The 22,460-nt window shown below is 64.9% G+C and carries 14 protein-coding genes; 6 read left to right on the top strand and 8 right to left on the bottom strand.

What is annotated here, in order from left to right:
* Positions 1-25 precede the first annotated feature (25 nt).
* From ACOZHM_RS15650 to ACOZHM_RS15630, 5 genes are all read right to left on the bottom strand, one after another.
* Positions 26-472, bottom strand: coding sequence for a hypothetical protein (locus tag ACOZHM_RS15650; RefSeq protein WP_421570237.1), 447 nt, complete (start codon positions 470-472; stop codon positions 26-28).
* A 69-nt stretch (positions 473-541) separates the two neighbouring features.
* The gene (locus ACOZHM_RS15645; RefSeq protein ID WP_421570236.1) at positions 542-838 is read right to left on the bottom strand and encodes a hypothetical protein; all 297 of its coding nucleotides are present in this window, start codon (positions 836-838) and stop codon (positions 542-544) included.
* Between the two features lie 288 nt (positions 839-1,126).
* Positions 1,127-2,452: a chloride channel protein gene (locus tag ACOZHM_RS15640; protein ID WP_421570235.1), complete on the bottom strand. Its 1,326-nt coding sequence runs from the start codon at positions 2,450-2,452 to the stop codon at positions 1,127-1,129.
* 157 nt (positions 2,453-2,609) lie between these two features.
* Positions 2,610-3,521, bottom strand: a complete 912-nt coding sequence (locus ACOZHM_RS15635; RefSeq protein ID WP_421570234.1) for a CPBP family intramembrane glutamic endopeptidase — start codon at positions 3,519-3,521, stop codon at positions 2,610-2,612.
* Positions 3,522-3,753: 232 nt separating this feature from the next.
* Positions 3,754-4,035 (bottom strand): hypothetical protein, encoded by a 282-nt coding sequence (locus ACOZHM_RS15630; protein WP_421570233.1) that lies wholly within the window; start codon positions 4,033-4,035, stop codon positions 3,754-3,756.
* 330 nt (positions 4,036-4,365) lie between these two features.
* On the opposite strand from ACOZHM_RS15630, the gene ACOZHM_RS15625 reads away from it, so the two are divergent.
* From ACOZHM_RS15625 to ACOZHM_RS15615, 3 genes are all read left to right on the top strand, one after another.
* A complete protein-coding gene (locus ACOZHM_RS15625) occupies positions 4,366-4,881 on the top strand; it encodes a hypothetical protein (protein ID WP_421570232.1) in 516 nt (171 codons plus the stop codon).
* 94 nt (positions 4,882-4,975) lie between these two features.
* Entirely contained in the window at positions 4,976-6,667 is a 1,692-nt protein-coding gene (locus ACOZHM_RS15620) for a hypothetical protein (protein WP_421570231.1), read from the top strand.
* A 21-nt stretch (positions 6,668-6,688) separates the two neighbouring features.
* Positions 6,689-8,611 carry a peptidase gene (locus ACOZHM_RS15615; protein WP_421570230.1) on the top strand — a complete coding sequence of 641 codons (1,923 nt, stop codon included), beginning with the start codon at positions 6,689-6,691 and terminating at the stop codon, positions 8,609-8,611.
* Positions 8,612-9,730: 1,119 nt separating this feature from the next.
* Here ACOZHM_RS15615 and ACOZHM_RS15610 read toward each other — a convergent pair.
* From ACOZHM_RS15610 to ACOZHM_RS15600, 3 genes are all read right to left on the bottom strand, one after another.
* Positions 9,731-10,318, bottom strand: coding sequence for a hypothetical protein (locus tag ACOZHM_RS15610; protein WP_421570229.1), 588 nt, complete (start codon positions 10,316-10,318; stop codon positions 9,731-9,733).
* Positions 10,315-10,716 carry a hypothetical protein gene (locus tag ACOZHM_RS15605; protein ID WP_421570228.1) on the bottom strand — a complete coding sequence of 134 codons (402 nt, stop codon included), beginning with the start codon at positions 10,714-10,716 and terminating at the stop codon, positions 10,315-10,317. Before ACOZHM_RS15605 ends, ACOZHM_RS15610 begins: the two co-directional genes overlap by 4 nt.
* Positions 10,717-10,880: 164 nt before the next feature.
* Complete coding sequence (locus ACOZHM_RS15600) at positions 10,881-11,213, bottom strand: SymE family type I addiction module toxin (protein WP_421570227.1); 333 nt, start codon at positions 11,211-11,213, stop codon at positions 10,881-10,883.
* A gap of 627 nt (positions 11,214-11,840) precedes the next feature.
* Here ACOZHM_RS15600 and ACOZHM_RS15595 point away from each other — a divergent pair.
* The 3 genes from ACOZHM_RS15595 (at position 11,841) to ACOZHM_RS15585 (ending at position 21,524) form a co-directional block, all read left to right on the top strand.
* Positions 11,841-20,552: a GH36-type glycosyl hydrolase domain-containing protein gene (locus tag ACOZHM_RS15595; RefSeq protein WP_421570226.1), complete on the top strand. Its 8,712-nt coding sequence runs from the start codon at positions 11,841-11,843 to the stop codon at positions 20,550-20,552.
* Complete coding sequence (locus ACOZHM_RS15590; protein ID WP_421570225.1) at positions 20,549-20,809, top strand: hypothetical protein; 261 nt, start codon at positions 20,549-20,551, stop codon at positions 20,807-20,809. Before ACOZHM_RS15595 ends, ACOZHM_RS15590 begins: the two co-directional genes overlap by 4 nt.
* Positions 20,810-21,032: 223 nt before the next feature.
* Positions 21,033-21,524, top strand: coding sequence for a hypothetical protein (locus ACOZHM_RS15585; RefSeq protein ID WP_421570224.1), 492 nt, complete (start codon positions 21,033-21,035; stop codon positions 21,522-21,524).
* The last annotated feature ends 936 nt before the right edge of the window (positions 21,525-22,460 follow it).

The raw sequence follows: 22,460 nt of genomic DNA, 5'->3' as shown, positions 1-22,460 counted from the left end.
ACGCGCTTTCGATTGGGGCGCGCGGTTAACGACTGCGAGAACCGCTTTGGCCAGCAGCCTGATGCCGCTTGATGGCCAATATCCAGCAAAGACCACCGCAGAGTGTGCCAGCCAGCACACCGGCCAAGGGGATCGTCCAGTTCCACTTGGGAGCGCCCGGGTTCATCAAAGCGATAACCACTACGGCCATCGCACTGGTGAGGAAGCCTGCGCCGGCGCACAGCAGAATGCTCTCCAAGAGATTCAGCGCACGCCGTGAGACTACGAAGGAGAACAGCAGGCCGGTGGCGGCTGCCGGGAGCGCCCCTACAACGTAGCCGCCAATGATGAAGAAAATGACCATCCAGATCATTCCGAAGCTGAAGAGCTCGGACAACGCCAGGGAATGATCCAGCAACACGAACTGCGTGAACATGGAGATGCCGCCGATCACCGGGCCCAACCCGATAAAGATGAGAGTGGTGCGCTTCATTGCCGCGGCTCGACTCATGGCCTGAGTACCTTGCTGTCCCCAGTGATGTTTGCACCCTTGAGTGAACTGTCAGTCGGCATCGTCGCTGGACTCCGTTGGCTCGCTCGTTGCTTTCCAGATGACCATTTTTACCAGCCATCCGAAGAGAACTCCCGCCAGTGCAATCGCACCAATGATGGGTGAGGCCATGAGTGCAATGCCGAAGATCCAGGGCCATGTATCCGATCCGGCAAGGCCGGTGATCGCCAGACCCGCAAACGCGCCTACGAAAAGAACGCCGGCAAGAATTGCGATGCCGCGCAACTTGAAAAACAGGGCCGCGATAAATCCGGATCCCGCGAAGTATGGCCAGAGGTCTGTAATCATCAGTCTTCCCACTCCTTGGTAGACGGGCCCCTGGGGGGGCAGTTGGCTGTACCTGCACCGAGCCCGGGCTGATGTCCGCTTTGGGCCGATAGCGAACGTTAGCACCGGGCCCGTGTCTTAAGTAGTCCTGATTTCCGCCTTCGGCCAAAAGCGGACACTGCCAGCCTCAGTTGGTGCTGGTGCCCCATACCAAGGGCCGGCTCATAGCCAACAGTGAATATTGACGCACGACGGTTAGGTACAACCTCCGGGCAATTCAATCGGGGAGATCGCGGCAGCGACAGAGGGTTACGATTCGTTGCTCAACTGTTGCGAGCGCGGCAACAGCAACTGTTCCGCCAGTCCCTTGTAGATCGGTGTCCGACACACCAGCCCGGACATCCCACGGGCGATCAGTACCGTTGCCAGGATAGGCAGCAGCAGATCGCCACTGTCGGTAAGTTCCAGCGAAATGACCGCCGAGGTCAAGGGCGCTTGAGTGACACCGGTGAGGTATGCGCACATGCCGAGCAGCACGAACGCACGCGGGTCCACGCCGGGCATCACCACGGCCAGGTTGTGGCCCAGGCCGGCGCCGACGGCCAGCGCCGGCGAAAACAGCCCGCCGGGAATGCCGGCCACATAAGAGGCCAGGTTGGCCAGCAGCTTCATCAGCCCAAACTCATGCCCAACCGTCGGTTGACCCTGCACCAGACTACGCGCTTGTTCGTAGCCAGTGCCAAAGGCACCATCGCCGCAAAACGCCGCCAGCCCAACCACCACCAGGCCGCAGCCGGCGGCCAGCAGCACCGGATGCCGCTGCCGAAGGATGCCCAGCCAGCGCGGGCGCCCTGCAGCGCTGGCCAGCACCATGCGGGCGAATACCCCACCCAGCAGACCAGCCACCACCCCGCATAGCAGGATGGCCAACCACCCCTGCCCCAGCGGCAGGCCTGCTGTCACATGACCAAAGTAGGTGTAGCTTCCCAGAAGGCCCAGCGACACCACACCGCCGACGATAACGGCCGTCAACAGCGTGCCCGAGAAGCGATGCTCGAAGCGCCCGCTGAGCTCTTCAATGGCGAACACGATCCCGGCCAGCGGCGTGTTGAAGGCCGCCGCGATACCGGCCGCACCGCCTGCCAACAGAAAGTGCGACAGCTCGCGTGGATCCTTGAAACCAAACCAGCGGCCAAACAGATACATCAGGCTGGCGCCTACGTGCACCGTTGGCCCCTCCCGACCCACCGATGCACCCCCCAGCAGCGACAGCGTGGTCAGGACCAGCTTGCCTGCCGACACCGCCGGTGAAAGGTTGGTTTTCCGGAATGCTTCATCGGGCTTGTCCAGCGCTGCGATCACCTGCGGAATGCCACTGCCCCTCGTGGGACGAAGCACCCCGCTGGTCAGCCACGCCAGCAGGGCGAAAATTCCCGGTGTGAGCAGCAGCGCCCACCAAGGCGAGTGCTCGATGGCGCGTCGAAACAGGGCAAATGCCGCGTCGCTGGCCTTGGCAAAGAGGATCGCGATGAGTGCCACCACCACCGCGCCCGTCCACAGGGCGGCACGGCGTCGCCACGCTTCGCTCCGCAACTGGCCGGCCAGCTGCGTCTGGATTCGGCGGATACAGGTCATGGCCTTAGTATGGCCAGCGCCGCCGGGGACGGAAAGCCGATTGCGTGGCGGGTCACCTTGCCTGATGAGGCCGTCCGACGGGCATCTGTCCTTCGCCCGATGAACATCGCTGATGCGGCAAGGGCCCGCACGGGGCGAGGCCGCCCGGGCAGTGGCGTTACCTGCTGGTCGGCGAGAAGTTCTGAGCTCCGCGCGTCTTTCGCCACTGGATCCACGCGATCGCGGCGACGAAGAAGACGCTGCACAGGTAACTGCCTTCCGGCCCTTCCGCGCCACCGGTCAGGGCGTCGAGGCCTTGCGGGCGCAGCGCCACCAGCAGCGCCGGCAAGTGCGCATCGATGCCGGTGACGGGCAGTTCGAAGCCGGTCGCGAGCAACCAGTTCCACCCCGCGTGCCAGCCCATCACGCCCCAGATATTGCCGGTCCGCAGCGCCCAGGCGCAGGCGAACAGCGAGAACAGGAACGTGCCGAGCATGACCAGGGGCGGCTGGTGCGGACTGAAATGCAGGAAGCAGAAAACGAGCGACACCAGCAGCACTGCCACCGCGACGTTGGTCTTGCGCGCCACCACCGACAGCATCCAGCCGCGGAAGATGACTTCCTCCACGCTCGCCTGGAACGTGAAACTCAATAGCAGCAGACCGATGTGCAGCAGACTGACGGGCGACCGCCAGGCCTGCCCAAAGCCCGCCGCCTGCATGCCGCCAGCCATCCAGATCGCGACTACGACCAGCGCGATCGTGCCGAATCCAACGGCCAGTCCGCGCAGGAAGGTTTTCAGCGGCGCCGGACCGGTCAGCCCGATACTCGCCAGCGAGCGCCCTTCGACGAAGCGTACCCAAACGAGCACGGCCGCCAGCGTCGGCGCGAAGCCGATCCACAGCAGCGCATGCAAGCCAGCGAGGCCGATCGGATCGCCGCGCGGCGTCGACCAATGCTGCGACTGCATCCACCCGTCCAGCGCGATCACCGGTGGCGCGTTGAACAGGATCATCAGGATCGGCGTCAGCCAGGCCCAGGGCAACCAGCCGCGGGCAGGATCGGGCGAATACAGGGCAACGGGGGTCATGCGGGCTCCAGGTCGACGTGATCGCCGCTGCAAGTTGCCATCCGGGCGGGGGCGTGGCAACCCGTTTGCGACCAAGCCACAGAAGCCGCCGATGAATCACCCGGATCGCCGACGAAATGGCGCTGAGCCGTCGCCCGTGGTGTCCGGACACTACCAGCGTTCGGCGCCTCCGTCCTCCCCGAACGTCCACTTTCGGCCAGAAGCGGACGCTCTGACTCGCCTGAAGAATTGGTCATTGCTTTCGCGCGAAATCGGCCAATTGGTAGAACGCAAGACCAGTGTAGCGGCGCCGAAACTGAAGAACTGTGACGTGCGAGAAGGCGGGGCGCGTCTCACGGGACCACAGATCAAGTTCCCGCGCCCCAAATTTGACCCAACATTTCACGTGCGTTCTGCTGGCATGCCGCCCAGTGGGCTTGTAGCAGCTGAGCACCACTGCGTCTATGTGTTCCGGGTCGCCTAGCGGCGTGTCGTACTCCAGAAACAGCATCAGCAGCGCGATGGCAACTGCCATTGCTACCGCCACGGTCCAGTGGAGCATAGTCCTTGCACGTTTGGCTCTGGCAAGCTTACTGAGCATCTATGCCTCGGGTGAACTCACGTCCCACTGAATCAATGGCGGACGTGGAACGGAAGCCTTCGCCTCCCCCGTTGCACGACTTGTTGGAATCTTAGCTGCTTTCAGTCGGCGGCCGACAGCCGGTGGCGCACGTTTACGAATACGGGCACGGCATATGTGCCCTCCCGGCCCACGCGAACGTATCGGGCGCCATATTGACCAGCGGCAGGGGCAGGCCGCACGCTAGACACCTCCGCCGGGGGGCGAGTACCAGGGGCAGTGGGCATGGAAGTGAAGCGCAGTTTTGAAGTGAAGCCACGATTGGAATGCCCTCATTGCAAGAAGCTCTTCCCCGGTAAATGGATATGGGAGCAGCAGTTCAATTGCGCCCACTGCCGCGCGCCGCTCAGGTTCTGCTGGCCGCTTCGCATTGCGGCTTACGTCACTACTGCTCTCGTTACCGTATCTCTGGTCCTTCTCTTACGTCCATTCTGGGTACCGTTTGTCGTTTTCTCTTCGCCTGGCCATGTCGACAGAGGGAGCCTGACCAATTTCGCAATCATCGTTCCGCAGATCCTCCCGGGATTTCTGCTCGGCAAGGCGATCCTCCATCGATATGGTTGGTTGACGCTTATCAACCCCAATTGGCCGCTGCGGCTCTCGGTCGCTGATCGCAAACTCATGCGCGAGCTCGACATATCTACCAATGGGGAGTACTTCACCTTTGATGACCTGGACTTCGACTCGCTCCGGCAAGCCGTTGACTATGCTCGAGCGAATGGACGTCACGTCCAGAGATGACCGTCGGCGTCCGGTCATGGTCAAGCGCTGCGTTGCCGGCAGAAACAGTTTGCTAGCATTGCCAGCCCCCCCTCCATGGAAGGGAGTCCCACGCATGCCTCCGCTCCTGGCGTTTCGCCGAGCCCTGGCGCTGGCGCTTGTAGCGCTGCCAGCCTGCCCGTTGTCGACGCTATCAGCGGCTGAGCCCGCGTCCCCTACCAGCGCCCTCGCCTACCCCATCAATAATGCCGAAGACGCCCCCTTGGCAAGCCTGGGCAGCGAGGGCTTCCTGCGCTATAGCCTGTATGCCGAACGCGGTGGCGACCAGGCACGCAACATCGTCCCGGACTTCTCCCGCGCCGGCTACCAGGGAGGCGGCGTTGGCCTGCCTGCCCGCGCCAGCATCCCGGTGCGTAAGACCCTTGAGCCAAACGCCGAGGGCGATGACTACCCGCGCATACAGGCAGCCATCGACGCCGTTGCCATGCTTCCCAAGGACAGCCGGGGTCTACGCGGCGCCGTGCTGCTACGGCGTGGTCAGTACAGGCTGAGCAGGACGCTGACGATGCAATCCAGCGGCGTGGTACTGCGAGGTGAAGGCCGAGGTGCCGACGGCACCGTGATCCGCTCCGAAGCCGATGGGAAGCAGGGCAAAATCATCGACGTGGGGAACAGCGAACCGGCAGCACCCCGCCTGGCCCCTAAGCCACAACAGACCGCGATCAACATGGACTACGTGCCCGTGGGAGCAACGCGGATCAGAGTGAAATCCTCAACCGGCTATCGCGTAGGCGACGCGGTGGCGATCGCCAGGGAACCCAATGCCCGTTGGCTCGGCACCGAGGGGATCGATACCGCCCGATACCGATGGAAGCCCAGCGATTACGCCGTGTACAGCGAACGGGTGGTGACCGCCGTAGACCACGACACCATCACCCTTGATGCCCCGATCATGGACGCCATCGATGCGCGCTTCGGCGGCGGTAGTATCTACCGCGCCGATCCCATCCGCATCTCCCAGGTCGGCATCGAAGACCTTCGCCTTGAGGGCAACCCTGAGACCGGCACGGCCAATGGCACCGCCGATACCGGCCCCTATACCGGGCTCCGCCTGGGTGGGGTCCGCGATTCATGGGTCCGCGATGTCACCGTGCGTTATGTGTCGCATGGATTTGTGACCCGCAACGGCGCGCACTTCAACACTCTGCAGGACATTGCCTATCTCGACCCGAGGTATGGCGAAACCCAGGGCGCCCGCCGCTATGTGTTCCTGTACGAAGGCAACTCCGCCTTCAACCTGATCCAGCGTTGCTACAACCAAGGCGGCAGGCATACCTTCGTCATTGGCGCCCGGGTACCCGGCCCCAACGTATTTCTTGACTGCCTGGCCACAGACGACAGCAATGACAGTGGCCCACATCACCGCTGGTCCACTGGCATTCTGTATGACAACACCAAGGGTTACATGTTGCGGGCCCAGAACCGCCGCTATAGCGGGACCGGGCACGGCTGGGCAGGCGCGCAGCAGATGTTCTGGAACACCGAGCACGATATCTACGTCGTCCAGGCGCCACCCTTCGCGATGAACTGGAGCGTGGGACAAGTCGGAACTGTCGCGCCGGGCAAGTTCCCGCCTGAAGAGCCGGCGGGGATCATGCAGTCGGTTGGCCAGGTAGTGGCGCCACGCAGCCTTTACCTGCAGCAGTTGCGTGATCGCCTGGGCGAACAGGCGGTGATCAATGTCACCACCGCAGAGCAGCGCGAGGGACGGATCTGGAACACCCTTTCAGCTCGCGCTGGGGAGTGAGGCTCGACCAAAGCGGGAACGGTGAAGATCGCCCGGGTATCCAACACCTTGCTGCGGGGCTACGATGGAACCATCGCTGAAGAGGTCGTCAGGATGACAATGCCCTACCAAGGGAATGCCCGCCTCTCGCGGAAGCCGCGCACCCGCCTGCTGCTGGCACTGGCCTGCCTGCTTGCGCCGTCCAGCCCCGCGCTGGCAATACCCGCCGCCTCACCCGGCGACTCGCAATCGGTAGACCCAGCGCGCTACTTCGCTACTCCAGCCACAGAGCTGGCCGCGCGCGCCGCAATTAAACTGCGCTTCGACGCGCTTGAAGCAAGCAGCCGCACGCCCGACATCGAATCCGCCTTCCACACTCTGGAATCACTGTTCGGTGAATGCCTGGACCACTATGCCTATCACGAACTGATTGCCGCCCAGAACGCCAGCGACCGTGTAGCCAGTGCCGCACGCGATGAAGTCGAAGATCTGTGCGGCGACATAGCCGGCACCGCCAAGGAGCACGTGCGCGCCGCACCCGCCGATGCGCGCTGGGCACAGCCGTACGCCTATCTGGCGGCACGCAGCGCGCGCGCCGAGGCACATGCGCTGCCTGCGGCCGCCAAGCCGATGGCGGCAGCCGCAGACACGGCGCTGGACCGCTTCGAGCATGCACACCGGCTGGCCACGCAGGGCACAGACTTTCCCACAATGAAAGTCGGCGACCGCGTTTTCAATGTCGCCGACGACTTCCACACTCTGATGGCCCTGCCGAACGAAGCCGTGCGGAAGCAGGCGTGGACACTGCACCACGATGCGATGCTGCAGCGGAAGCCCGCGCTGGCCGATGCATTGACCGGTATCGCCGTCCTGCGCGACGGACTGGCGGTGACGCGCGGCTATGCCAGTGCCCCGGAGCAGGCCTATGCCGGCATGGGCCTTGGCAGCAAGGAGGTGAGCACCGCCCTCTATGCCCTGCAGTCACACGCATCGTCGTTTGCCGCGTACCAAGCGCTATCGAAAACTCCCGGCAACAGCGCCCCGGCCCCGTGGAATGACGAAGCCCCACGCGGCAGCTTCAGCCCGCCGGCGATGTCTATGGAGCAGGTGCGGCAGATCGCGATGCGGGCCACCGCCCGCTTGGGGCCTGAGCATGTCGCGCAGATCGGCGCGGTGCTGGACCCGGCTGGCGGCCGCATGGATTTTGCCAGCCAGCTGGGCACCCGCAAGCGCGACGCGTTTTCCATCACCGCACCGCACTACACGTCCGTGCTTTACGTGGGCCACCGGCGCGGCGACACCGAAAGCGATGTCGAGGTCGTGCACGAAGGCGCGCATGCCGTGCATGGGCAGCTGATGAATGCCCATGGCACTTCGCCGCTGTTCCGCCATGGCACCGCATGGCTGGAGGAAACGTTCGCAATCCTGGACGAGTTTCTCTACCGCGACCAACTCGTAAGCGAAGCCACGACCAACGACGCCCGCGACTATTACCAGCGCGGGCTGCTACGCGACTTGGCCCTGCAGCTCTTCATCTCCGCCGAAGAGGCGCAGCTGGAAGCAGCGATCCACCAAGGCGTGCATGACGGCACCGTGCGGGGGCCGGATGACCTGGACGCCCTCGTGGTGAAGATGCGTACGCTGCACGAAGGCAGCTTCAGTGGGCACCCCGACCAGGACACCACCTGGGCGGGCAAGCGTCTCTTCTACCAGGACCCGCTCTACCTCACCAACTATCTGTTCGCCGGCCTGGTGGCGGTGAAGTTGTACGCGCTGAGCGCCGAAGACCCCGGCTTCACCGCTCGCTACGCTCGGGTGCAGGCACGCGGCTTCGACCGCGAGCCCGGTGAAGTGGTTGAAGAACTGATCGGCCGCCCCGTCGACTGGGCCCAACTCGCAGACGACGACGTCACCCTCTTCAACACACGCGTAGCCGAGCTGAACGACCGAGACCCTGACCAGTAGCGCCGAGCCATGCTCGGCGAGGTGAACTGAAACAACCTGGGCGCAATCGTTGGCCGGACGCTACTTGAGCATGCTCAGCAAGTCCTTGTCTTCATGATGCTCTTCCCACGTGGAAAGAAAACAGAAACTCGCGCCGCTGCGAAGAGCGGCCACCTGGAACTCAGCGAGCTCCTCCTTCGTGATCGGGTACTCGACAGGATCAAAGTGCAGAAGTACCCACGGCCTGAAGAATGAGAACCCGGACCTGAGTTCCGCAAAGACTCCTTTGAGCTGAAGCCGTATGGTGGAGAAGTCCCTGATCGGCCCCGCGTGGTTACCAAGGGCATGGCAGTCGCGACGAATGGCCCTCCCTCCGCCGACTGCGCGAGCAATGAGGTGGTGTTGGTGCACTTGCACGTAGATCAGCTGACGGCGAAACACTCTCATCTAACTGTCACCGCCTCAGGTCTACAGGAACAGAAGCCGTCCGGATCCTGGCCCGGTCGCAGGTATCCGGTGAGAAGCGAAACTGCAGTCCCCATGCCTGTATCGCTTTGTCCACGGGGCGGTTGCCCGTACTTGCGTACGGCGGGGTGCCCAATGGGAATCTCACGAAGGTCGGCGTGCCATCGCTGGCGATCTCGATCATCACGTTGGCGTAGGTTCGGTACCCGGAATCTGGCGTTCGGACGCCGGTGGCTTCGTGACCGTGGGGCTGGAACCTGCTTGCAACCTCCCATACGGAATCGAGAGGCGGGCGATAGATAACCTTCGGCTCGCCATCTGACTGGCAAACGGAGGCGCTCGCTGCCGAAGTGCAGGCAATCAGAATGAAAGCGCAGATGGATCCGGCGTTGAAGTACTTGGCCAACGAAGTCACGAAGCCCCCCCTTCCTGGTCTAAGGATTCTGCAAACCGGATGTTACAAACTGATCGGTTCCGGCCCAGACCGGACATTAGCGTCGTGCTCGGCCGTCCGGACGGTTTGATTCTGCTCATTGACGCGTACTGAGACGCGTTGCCCCAATTGGTACGCCTGCTGCGCTTCCACCTGACCCTCCCTGGTTGTCAGCTTCTGGCGGAAAGTGAACATTAGCAGCAACCAAGCCGCTTCACTGGCGCTTCGGCTTAGGGACCGCCCTACGAGCTTGGACCGGAATGCACGACAACACTGCGCACACGCAAGTCTGGGCGCGCCTCACAACCAGTGCGTTCGTCATGGAAGCATGATTGCGAGAGCGCATCGATGTCCATTTCGAAGACCACCCTGGAGCGGTTGACGAAGTTGGCATAGCGCCCCCCGTCACCTTCTCCTGTAACTAGACGACCGTCGGGGTAGGCAGCTCTCAGCGCAGCAAGCGTGGAGCCAACACCGAGTCCCCTCTCATCTTTCATGCCTTCCGCGGTAGTTCGCAGGCGCTCTATCCTGCCGTCGTCGAACCAACACTCGACAACCAAACCTTCGCGTAGCGAGACGTCAACAACCATGTATTGGTCTCCCTCCTGCATGACCGAGCGTTCAGTGATGGCGTGCCCAGTTGCTACAAGCTGGTCCTTGGTCATACCCGTGCGCAGGCCCGCAATGGAGCCATGACTGGCGTCGATGCCCGCCGCTGCCAAAGGGGCAGTGCCAGTGGGTGCTTGCTTGGGTCCGTCCAGTATGTCGGAGGGGGCAGGACTGCACGCCACCAGCATCAGTGCCAAAGCACTGCCTGAGATGATCTTCATTGACGTCCCTTCTGAGCCGTCACTCTGCATGCAGGCAAAGGAGATGGCGCCGGACTCACGAAAATGACGCTACCAGCGCATATCTGGTAGGCAAAGGAAACCGAGGCCAGGCCAGGATCAGAGACGTTTGCCGTGTGCACAACCTCACCGTTGGACGACACGAGTCTTATGGGGGCGCCATCTTTACTGGCCGGGTTTCCGGGCGTCGCCAGCTCCAGATTGAAGCCACTGGACAACTGAAGTGTTGCGGCGTCTTTGGACGGAAGCTGCAGATCGATTGCAACGGGCGCCAAAGCGTCCTGCTGCAGAATTCCCCTGAATTGAACCGTTTCGGGAGTCGCCGCAGATGCAGCAAAAGAAACGCAGCAAAGTGAGACGAAAGAAGCCAAGCCTTTCATTATTCACCTCCAGGTTGTGATGTCCCACATTCGAGCCTAGCGACCCCAAGGCTCATTCCGGTGCCCCGCTACATGATATAGCCACATCGGACCGCGAGTGGGGTGCATCCATTAACTACACCCGCTTAGGGCCGAAAGGCGACCTTGGCACTGCGCCCGCGAGGTTACGGCGCCCGCGCTGCTTCCTGCGCCTGCAACCGTGCCAACTGGAGGCGACCCATTTTTCTGACCTTGGGGGCGTCTGCTGCGGGTGACTCCTGCACCGTAAGCAGGATGCAGCCGCGCTTGATGTCCAGTTTCACGCGCGCGCCTATCTCGAAGCCTGCCGCCTGCATCCAGAGGCCGCGCAGCTTCAGGCAGGGAAGGCAGATGTCGTCGGGTTCGGCTGGGCAGCCGGGGTAGTACAGGGTATCGACGCGCAGGCTGTTGGGCGGATAGCGATGCAGGGTTTGTTTGCGGCGTTCCAATGACGGCGCTTCAGGATGGTTGCTGTGCATGGTTGACCTCCGATGGAAGTCTCCCTCGCCGGATGGAGAGGGAGTCGGGAGGTTGAGAGCCGTACGGTGGATTTGGCGCGACGTATTTCCACAAGGGTGTTGTATTTCGCCACCCTCCCGACGCAGGACATGCTACTTGCTACTTTCCATCGTGGAACTCTCACGCTCCGGGGCCAACAATGCGGAAGTCGTGCAGACAAGGGAAATCGCTTGTTTCTGTTGGTCGTGGCGGATTGGTTGATGGGGCCTACAGTGGTGTCGTAATGCGCCTCGGTGCCAGCAGAGCAGCGGACTAACAGTCCGCTCTACCCCGTCGGTTCCGGTCGTACCCCGTCGTGTCGTGCCCCGTCGGTTCCGGTCGTACCCCGTCGTGTCATGCCCCGTCGGTTCCCGTCGTATCCCGTCGTGTCGTGCCCCACCGCGCACCGTCGTGCCGCGTTGTGCCCCGTCGTCGCCCGCCGACCCATCCGGCCGAGAGCGCAGACGAGTGCGCAACGCTGCCCTGTCGGCGTCGCTGAATTCATCAGAATCAGGCGGATCGCTTGGGGCTGAACCGGCCTTCACAGCTTCCCCGGTACCCCAAATGCAAGGATGAGGACGCGACTTGCCCCCTCCCCCCGGTACCCTATGCCCCACCTTCGTCGTCTTTTTGGTCGTTGGCTTCGCCTGCGTCGGCTCGTACGTTTGCGCTGGCGCGAGCGCCAGGCCTCTGCACCCGCCATCGAGGCCACCGAGGGCCCGCTGCGCGCCGCACTGTACAGCGATGAACAGATGGAGGTGTACGGCCGCGCCCTTGCGCGGCAGCACCGCGTGCGCATGCGGCCCAGCCCGGAGCGGCTGCTCGAACGCCTGCAGGCCAACCAGCGTGTGCTGGAAGACGCAAACACCCTGCTCAGCAGCGTGGTGCGCGAACAGCGCCCGGTCACGCCGGCCGGGGAATGGCTGCTCGACAACTATTACCTGATCGAAGAACAGATCCAGACCGCGCGGCGCCACCTGCCGCGTGGCTACAGCCGGCAGTTGCCTTCGCTTGCGGCCGGCCCCTCGGCTGGGTTGCCCCGCGTGTATGAACTGTCGATGCAGGCCATCGCGCACGGCGACGGCCGCATTGACGGCGACACGCTGGGCCGCTTCATCGCCTCGTACCAGTCGCTCGCCCCGCTGAGCCTGGGCGAGCTGTGGGCAGTGCCCATCATGCTGCGCCTGGCACTGCTGGAGAATCTGCGGCGGATGGCGGCGCGGGTGATGCGCGATGGGGAAGACCGGCGCCTGGCGTCGCAATGGGCCGACGACCTCAACCGCGCGGCGTCCGACACCCCCACCGATGTGGTGCTGGTGGTGGCCGACATGGCGCGTTCCGCGCCGCCATTGACCGGCGCGTTCATCGCCGAGCTCACCCGCTCGCTGCAGGGGCGCGGCGGCGCATGGGCCATGCCCGTTGCCTGGCTGGAACAGTGGGCGGCTGCGGCTGGGCAGCGCATCGACGAACTGGTGGCCGCCGAAGGGCAGCAGCAGGCGGCCGACCAGGTCTCCATCGGCAACAGCATCGGCAGCCTGCGCTTTCTCTCCACCATGGATTGGCGCACGTTTGTTGAAGATATGAGTGTGGTGGAGCAGCGGCTGCGGGAAGACCCGATGGCCGTGTACGCGCAGATGGATTTCGGCACCCGCGACGCCTATCGCCACGTGGTGGAGAAGATCGCCCGCGGCAGCCGCGTGGCGGAAGAGCGCGTGGCGAACATCGCGCTGGATCTGGCACGGGCAGCCGCGCCGCCGGACGGGCCACGCACACACGTGGGCTATTGGCTTGTTGGCGAAGGCATGAGCGCCACCGTAGACGCGGTGGCCGACGCAGCACCGCGCCACCGCAAGGCGCGGGGGCTGGCGCACCGCCTGCCGCTTGCGCTGTACCTGCTGCCGATCACCCTGCTGGCGGCACTGGCCACCTTTGGCTTGCTGGCCACCGGCCATGGCGAAGTTCCGCTCTGGCTGGGCGCGCTGCTTGGGCTGCTGGTGTTCAGTGAGCTGGGCATCGTGCTGGTGAACTGGACCGCGACAGTACTGGTCGCCCCCCGGCCGCTGCCCAAGCTCGATTTCAGCGAAGGCATTCCGGCCGCCTGCGCCACGGTGGTGGCGGTGCCGTCGATGCTCTCCAGCACCGATGGCATCGACGTGCTGGTGGAAGCCCTGGAAGTCCGCTTCCTGGCCAACCGCGATCCCCAGCTGCGCTTCGTGCTGCTGACCGACTTTCTCGATGCTGCGGAAGTCACGTTGCCGACGGACGCCACGCTGCTTGCGCACGCCGTTGCGCAGATCGAGGAACTGAACCACCGCTACGCGCCCGAGCGCGGCGACCGCTTCTACCTGCTGCACCGCCCCCGGCAATGGAACCCGGGCGAAGGGGTGTGGATGGGCCATGAGCGCAAGCGCGGCAAGCTGGCCGCACTCAATGCCCTGCTCCGCCACGGCGATGCGGCTGCGTTCATGCGCGTTGTTGGCGATGCGGCGGCGCTGATCGGCGCCCGCTACGTCATCACCCTGGATTCGGACACGCAGCTGCCGCGCGATGCGGCCCGTGCGTTCGTCGCCACCCTTGCCCACCCGCTCAACCGCCCGCGCTTCGATCCGGCGCTGCAACGCGTGGTGGAGGGCTACGGCATCCTGCAGCCCAGCGTGGGCACCAGCCTGGGCCGGCGCCGCACCTCGCGCTTCGCCCGCATGTTCGGTAGCGAGCCCGGCATCGACCCGTACACGCGCATGGTCTCGGACGTGTACCAGGACCTGTTCGACGAAGGCTCGTTCGTGGGCAAGGGCATCTATGACGTGGAAGCCTTCGAGCACGCGCTCGAGGGCCGCCTGCCCGAGAACCGCATCCTCAGCCACGACCTGCTGGAAGGCTGCTATGCACGCGCCGGCCTGGTCAGCGATGTGCGCCTGTACGAGGACTACCCCGAGCGCTACGCCGCCGATGCCAAGCGCCGTGCGCGCTGGATCCGGGGCGACTGGCAGCTTCTGCCGTGGTTGATGCCATGGACGCCGCGCCCGGGCTCAGGCTGGGAACGCAACCGGCTCAGCCTGCTGTCGCGCGGCAAGTTGCTGGACAACCTGCGCCGCAGCCTGGTGCCCATTGCAGCCTTGGTCCTGGTGGTAGCGGGTTGGCTATATGCCGAAAACCCGGTGGCATGGACCGCTTGGGTGCTGGCGCTGTGGTTCGCGCCACCGCTGATCGGCATGCTGCGCGACGCGCTGAGCGTGCCGGACGACACGCCACTGGAAGCGCATTACATCAAGGTTGGGCGCGGCACGCTGCAGTCGTTGCTGCGCGCAGCCACCCAGATTGCCTGCCTGCCCTACGAAGCGTTGCTGGCCGGCGGCGCGGTGCTGCGCACGCTCTGGCGCATGACCATCACGCGCCGCCACCTGCTGCAATGGAACCCCTCCAGCGAAGTGGAGCGCCGCCTTGGCGGCGACCGCGGTGCGGAATGGCGGGTGATGGCGCCCGGTTCGCTGCTGGCGCTTGCGCTGGTGGCGGTGGTGGCCGCGCTGCGCCCGCAGGCGCTGCCGATTGCCCTGCCCCTGCTGTTGGCGTGGACCTTCGCGCCCGCGTTGATGGCGTGGCTGGGCCGGCCGCCGGCTGCCATCGTGGCCGAACTCTCCGATACCCAGCGCGCGTTCCTCGGCCGGCTGGCGCGGCGCACCTGGTCGTTCTTCCAGGCGTGGGTGCGCGAGCAGGATCATTGGCTGCCGCCGGACAATATCCAGGAGCATCCGGCGCTGGTGGTCGCGCGGCGCACCTCGCCCACCAACATCGGCCTCTCGCTGCTGGCCAATCTGTCTGCGTGGGATTTCGGCTATCTCCAGCAACGCGCGGTCGCGCAGCGCACCGCGCTCACGTTCGACACGCTGGACCAGCTGCCGCGCCATCGCGGCCACTTCCTGAACTGGTACGACACCGAAACGCTGGCGCCGCTGCCGCCGCGCTACGTCTCCACCGTGGACAGCGGCAACCTTGCCGGCCACCTGCTTACGCTGCGCCAGGGCCTGCTCGCGCTGGTGGACGCACCGGTGCTGGCACCGCACACGTTCGACGGCCTGGCCGATACGTTCGGCGTGCTGGACGAGGAACGGCAGCGTCATCGCTATAGCGACGCGCCACTGGGCGAGGCGCTCAATCAGCTTCGCCAGCGCCTTTCGTCGACGCGCGCCGAGCTCCCCTCTGGGACGGCGCAGACGCTCGCCCGCTTGCAGGAGTTGGCCGGCCTGGCCGACGTCGTGCTGGCGCAGTGGCCCGCACCGGAAGCACCCGAGGAAGGTGACCTGCACTGGCCGGCCCTGTTCGCGGCCGAATGCCATGCCGCCGTCGCGGTGCTCGCCGAACTTCCTGCCGATGCCAGCGCGGACGCCGATGCCCCGGTGCCCAGCCTGCGCCAGCTGGCCGCCCTGCCCGGTACGGCCGGTGCTGACGCACGCGAGCGCATCGAGGAACTGCAGGCGCTGGCGCACCGCGCCGGGCAGTTCTCGCTGATGGAATACGGGTTCCTGTTCTACCCTGCCCGCAAGCTGCTCTCCATCGGCTACAACGTCGACGACCACCGCCTGGACAACAGTTTCTACGACCTGCTGGCCTCCGAAGCGCGGCTGTGCTCGTTCGTGGCCATCGCCCAGGGCCAGTTGACGCAGGAGAGCTGGTTCGCGCTCGGCCGGCTGCTCACCGAGGTCAACGGCACGCCCACGCTGTTGTCATGGAGTGGCTCGATGTTCGAGTACCTCATGCCGCAGCTGGTGATGCCCAGCTATCCGGACACGCTGCTGGACCAGACCGCGCGGCACGCGGTGGAGGCGCAGATCGTCTACGGTCGTACGCTGAACCTGCCGTGGGGCGTGTCCGAGTCCGGCTACAACGCCGTGGATGCGCGCCTGAACTACCAGTACCGTGCGTTCGGCGTGCCGGGCTTGGGGCTCAAGCGCGGCCTGGGTCAGGACCGGGTCATCGCACCCTATGCCAGCATGATGGCGCTGATGGTGGCGCCGGAGGCGGCGTGCCAGAACCTGCAGGCGATCGAAGGATTGGGTTTTGTCGGGCGTTTCGGCATGTACGAGGCGATCGACTTCACACCCGCCCGGTTGCCGCCGGGGCAGGATCACGTGCTGCTGCGTTCGTTCATGGCCCACCACCAGGGCATGGGCCTGCTGTCGTTGGATTACCTGCTGCGGGACCAGCCGATGCAGCGCCGCTTCGTGGCCGATGTGGAGTTCCAGGCCACCCTGCTGTTGCTGCAGGAGCGCATCCCGCGCATCGGCGTGTTCCACCCGCATGAAGTCGAGGCGCTGGGCGAGCACTCGGCCACGGCCCAGGACGAGACCGCGCTGCGCGTGCTGCGCAACCCGGGTGGCCCGCGCCCGGAAGTGCAGCTGCTCTCCAACGGCCGCTACCACGGCATGCTCACCCATGCCGGCGGTGGCTACAGCCGCCACGGCGACCTGTCGCTTACCCGTTGGCGCGAAGACGGCACCACCGATGCGTGGGGCTCGTTCTGCTACCTGCGCGATGTGGAGAGCGGCGAGTTCTGGTCGGCCGCATACCAGCCCACCTGCGTGCCGGTGGACAACTACGAGGCGATCTTCTCCGACGCCAAGGCCGAATTCCGTGGTGCGCGGCGGGGCTGCGAAAGCCACCTGCAGGTCGCCATCTCCGCCGAGGACGACATCGAGCTGCGGCGCCTGCGCCTGACCAACCGCAGCCGTCGCGCGCGCACGGTGGAAATCACCACCTATGCTGAAGTGGTGCTGGCACCTGCTGCCGCCGACGATGCGCACCCGGCCTTCAGCAACCTGTTCGTGCAGAGCGAGATCCTGGCGGCCAAGCAGGCCGTGCTGTGCACGCGCCGACCGCGCTCGCACGACGAGGTACCACCGTGGATGTTCCATCTGGTGGCGGTGCATGACGCACAGGTGGATGCCATCTCCTACGAAACCGACCGGGCGCGCTTCCTGGGCCGTGGCAACACGCCGCGCACGCCGCGGGCACTGACCACCGATGTTGAGCTTTCCGGGTCGGAAGGCTCGGTGCTCGACCCCATCGTGGCCATCCGCGTGCGCGTGGTGCTGGAGCCCGAGCAGACGGTGCAGCTGGACATGGTGTTTGGCATCGGCACCGACCGCGCCGGTTGCGAGTCGCTGGTGGACAAGTACCGTGACCGCCGCCTGGCCGACCGCGTGTTCGACCTGGCGTGGACGCACAGCCAGGTGGTGCGCCGGCAGATCAACGCCACGCAGGCCGAGGCGTCACTCTACGAGCGCTTGGCCAGTCATGTGCTGTATGCCAATCCCCTGCTGCGCGCCGGCACCGCCGTGCTGCAGCAGAACCAGAAGGGACAGTCCGGGCTGTGGGGCCATGCCATTTCGGGCGACCTGCCCATCGTGCTGCTCAAGGTCACCGACGCGGAGAACGTGGAACTGGTCAGGCAGCTGGTGCAGGCGCATGCCTACTGGCGCCAGAAGGGACTCCACACCGACCTGGTGGTGTGGAACGACAGCAAGGCCGGCTACCGGCAGGAACTTCAGGACCAGATCCTGGGCATGGTGGCCGCCAGTTCGGAAACGGGCCTGCTCGACCGCCCGGGCGGCATCTTCGTGCGGCCAGTGCAGAACATGACCCACGAAGACCGCATTCTGTTGCAGGCGGTGGCGCGGGTGGTGATCAGCGACGAAGACGGCACGCTGGCCGCGCAGGTGGGGCGCCAGCTCCCGCCCGCGCGACGGATTCCTGCCCTGGTACCGCTGGAGGTGCAGGAGGAACTCGCCCTGTCGATGGAGCAGACTGCAGGGCTTCCCGCTGTCGCCGAGCTTGGGCCCGAGCCCGGCCTGCCCCCGGGCCCGGAGCACGACGAAGAGCTGGACGACCCGTGGCCGTTCCTTCCGTATCGTGGCGCCGGCCAGTTCAACAACGGTACCGGCAGCTTCAGCGAGGACGGCCGCGAATACGTGGTGGTGCTGCGCGAGGATGCCCCGACGCCGGCGCCGTGGGCCAACGTGATCGCCAATGCCCGCATGGGTACGGTGGTCAGCGAGAGTGCGCCGGGCTACACGTGGTTCGAGAACGCGCACGAATTCCGCCTGACGCCGTGGCTCAATGATCCGGTGTCCGACACCGGCGGCGAGGCCTTCTACATTCGCGACGAGGAAACCGGCCGTGTCTGGTCGCCGATGCCGCTGCCGCGCCGTGGCACCGGGGCGTACCGTACGCGCCATGGCTTCGGCTACACGGTCTACGAACATATCGAAGACGGCATCGTCAGCGAGTTGTGGGTGTTCGTCGACGTTGACGCGCCGCTGAAGTTCTCGGTCCTGCGCCTGCACAACCTGTCGGGCCGGCCACGGCGGCTGTCGGCCATCGGCTATGTTGAATGGGTGATGGGCGACCTGCGCCCGAAGTCGCGCATGCATGTGGTCACCGAACGCGACCCACAGAGCGGCGCGCTGCTGGCGCGCAACAGCTACAACACCGAGTTCGGCGGCCGCATGGCCTTCTTCGACACCGATGCCGAAGGCTGCGGCTGGACCTGCGACCGCGTGGAATTCATCGGCCGCAACGGTGGCCTGCACGCCCCGGCGGGCTTGCGCCGCGAACGTCTGGATGCACGCGCCGGTGCGGGCCTGGACCCCTGCGCAGCGATCCAGGTGCCGTTGGAGCTGGCGCCGGGCGAACACAGCGAAACCACGTTCCGCCTTGGCGCGGGGCGCGACCGCGAGGAAACGCTCGCGTTGGCGCGCGGCCGCCAAGGCGCGCAGGCGTCCTATGATGCGCTGGACGCCGTGCGCATCCACTGGCGCCATGTGCTGGCCAGCGTGCAGGTACGCACGCCGGACCCGGCGCTGGACGCACTGGCCAATGGCTGGCTGGTCTACCAGACGCTGGGCAGCCGCTACCTGGCGCGCAGCGGCTACTACCAGTCCGGCGGTGCGTTCGGCTTCCGCGACCAGCTGCAGGACGTGCTCGCCCTCGTACACGCGCGCCCGGACCTGGCCCGTGAACACCTGCTGCTATGCGCGGCACACCAGTTCGCCGAAGGCGATGTGATGCACTGGTGGCACCCGCCGCAGGGTCGCGGCGTGCGCACCCGCTGCTCGGACGACTATCTCTGGTTGCCGCAGGGCGCCTGCCGCTACCTGGAGGTCACCGGCGACGCCACTGTGCTGGACGAACTGGTCGGCTTCATCGAGGGGCGCGCGGTGACACCCGAAGAGGAAGGGTATTACGACATGCCCACCCCTTCAGCACTGCGCGGCACGCTGTATGCGCACTGCGTGCTCGCGCTGGAACGCGGTTGCCGGCTGCTCGGCGAGCGCGGCCTGCCGTTGATGGGCAGTGGCGACTGGAACGACGGCATGAACCGCGTCGGCGACCAGCAGCGTGGCGAAAGCGTGTGGCTCGGCTTCTTCCTGCATGACACGCTGCGCCGCTTCACCGCGGTGGCCAACGCCCGAGGCGATGAACACCGCGCGCACTGGTGCCAGGAGCAGGCCGACAGCCTGCGCCAGAACCTGGAGCAACATGCGTGGGACGGTGCGTGGTATCGCCGCGCCTGGTTCGACAACGGCACCCCGTTGGGCTCGACCCAGAGCGAGGAATGCCGCATCGATTCAATTTCCCAGAGCTGGTCGGTGCTCTCAGGCGTTGCCACGCCGGAGCGTGCCGGGCAGGCACTGGATTCGCTGTACACGCATCTGGTGCGCAAGGACGCCAAACTGATCCAGCTGCTCGACCCGCCCTTCGACAAGACCACGGAGGACCCCGGTTACATTCGCGGCTACGTGCCGGGCGTGCGCGAGAACGGCGGCCAATACACCCACGCGGCGGTGTGGGCGGCAATGGCCTTTGCGCAACAGGGCGATGCGCCGCGTGCCTGGGAGCTGGCCGGCATGATCAACCCGCTCAACCACGCGCTGGACGCGGAGGCGGTGCAGACCTACCGCGTTGAACCCTATGTGCTGGCGGCCGATGTTTACGCCGTGTCGCCGCACGTGGGGCGTGGCGGCTGGACCTGGTACACCGGCTCGGCCGGTTGGATGTATCGCCTGCTGGTCGAATCCCTGCTCGGCATACGCCGCGAAGGCGAGCGTCTGTCGCTGGCCCCCTGCCTGCCCGATGACTGGCCGTCATTCGAACTGAGCTACCGCTTCGGCCGCAGCCGCTATGAGTTCGAAGTCACCCGCACGGCGCAGGGGCAGCCTACCCTGCATGTGGATGACGTCCTGCAGCCGGGGCTGACGGTTCAGCTGCACGACGACGGCCACCACTACCGTGTTGCGCTCAACCTGGTGGCGCCCGTGTCATGAGCGTGCACCCCGACATACAGGCCCGGCTGGATGCGCTGGACGAGATGCTGGCGCACTGGTTGGCGCACACGCGCCATCCGGCGCAGTTCTGGCCGCAGTTTGAACAGCTGGCGGCCGAGATTGTGGACCAGTGCGCGCACACGGAGCGGGAGCACGCGCGTGCGCACATCACGGACATGCTCAAACGTCACGCGCTGGAGCTGCCGCTCTGGCATGAGCGTGACGGCAGCCTGCCGCCGAGGAAGCCAGAAGCGTGATGCACACGCACATTGGCATTGCGCCTGCCAATTTGCTGCGCTCGCGAGGTCTGCTTTTCCCGCTACCGTGCGAGCTGTAGGCGCCCCGACTTCTTGGCTTTGGGAGCGCCTACTCCTGGCAGTTCCACCGCCAGGACTGCGGAGGCCTAGCCCCTAGCGTGCCCACGACCGGTGATAGGATGCCGACGGCCTCGGATAGGCCGGGGCAGCGCAGGAGATGGTGATGAGCTTTCCGCTTGAGGCTTTCAAGTACGTGTGTATCACCCGTGCCGAGCCCGGCACAATTGCAGCGGACGATAAAGGGAACTGGTTCTTGATAGCGCGAACGAGCGGTGCCGCCAATAACCAAGCCGTCCGATTGAGCCGCAGCCCTAACGGCAATGCGCCTGGAGACCTAGTGTCACCGAGCGAAGACGATCGTGTTTTCATCGTTGCAGCGCCATACAGTTGCTCAATTCGCGTAGACGACATCTTCGACCTGCGTCGACGCGAAGATGGCCCTCTGCTGGGCGCGATCCTGCTCGCAGAACCTCCGGCCATCTTCACCGTGGACTCCGAACGCAGACTGATCGGATTGGATGGGCATGAGATCGACGCAGCGACCGTCCATCGCCAGCGCGCCCGCTATATGAAGTGGTCCGTATGGCTGGTGGATCCCCATGGACGCCAAGTCGGCGATAAGCCTCTCGTCGAGATCGACGCGACCGCTCAGTGACTTGCCGCTGATGCAATACTGGGCCTGTCCCATGCCTTGCCCCGATGAGGACGGACCACCTCACCAGCTTGACGACGCAGGCTCTGAGGGCCTTCGATGCGCTGTAGCTATCCGCTCGCGCTTCTCGGGACTGGAGTTGATGATGTTCTCTCGCCATGGAGAGTTGGCCAGGGGGGAGCGGTTCCGACAGAGTTCCAGCGAGAATCGGGCAGAACTATGAGAGCAGTCATACGGGACCTGCTCCAACGTCCCGCAACGAGGAAACCATCTAGCAAGCTCCCGCTCGTTTCCCCGCACGATTACCGCGGATCCGGGACGCGGCTACGCAGATGCTTTCGTCGGACCCTGGAAATGAAGTCCATCACTACGAGCGCCTTCGCCCAAGGTCGACCCGACACGCACCACAGCCCACCAAGACCCTGCTGAATATCCCATTCTTGGCCTTCGAGCGTGCAATCTCTATCCGGCTCAACATGCCCAGCGCGATGAATGGCGTCTGCCATTGCCTCGACTGGGGTATCGAACCATCTATACCCCAGTGCGCAAATCGCCACCGGTTGGTCTCCAATGCCCGGATATGCAGGCACGAGCCTCGTCTGCCATCGAATGGCATCTTTTAAGGCCTGCCTACGAAATCCGGGATCTTGCTGCCACCGCTGAAGAACTTCTTTATCTAAGCACTGCATGCGTCCATCCCAACAATAAAAGTGGTGGATGGATGTCTCCCCCGAGACTTAGAAAAACTTTGCTCCCACAAGCATTAAGGTGGCGCGAAGAAAACAACGAACGATGACAACTACCCGGATAGGATGCTGGTCGAGGCCTCATTGCAGAACAGACGGAGGCCTAGCAGACACGACTAATGGAGTGGTGGTCAGCAAAACTTACTTCGGGAGTACGCTTTCGGCCAAAAGCGGACGTAGAGCGCGCCCCTAT

The sequence above is a fragment of the Stenotrophomonas sp. PD6 genome (assembly GCF_049199305.1).
Classification (GTDB): domain Bacteria; phylum Pseudomonadota; class Gammaproteobacteria; order Xanthomonadales; family Xanthomonadaceae; genus Stenotrophomonas.
The sequence above is the reverse complement of the archived record's forward strand: the minus strand, read 5'-3'. Positions and strand labels throughout refer to the sequence as shown.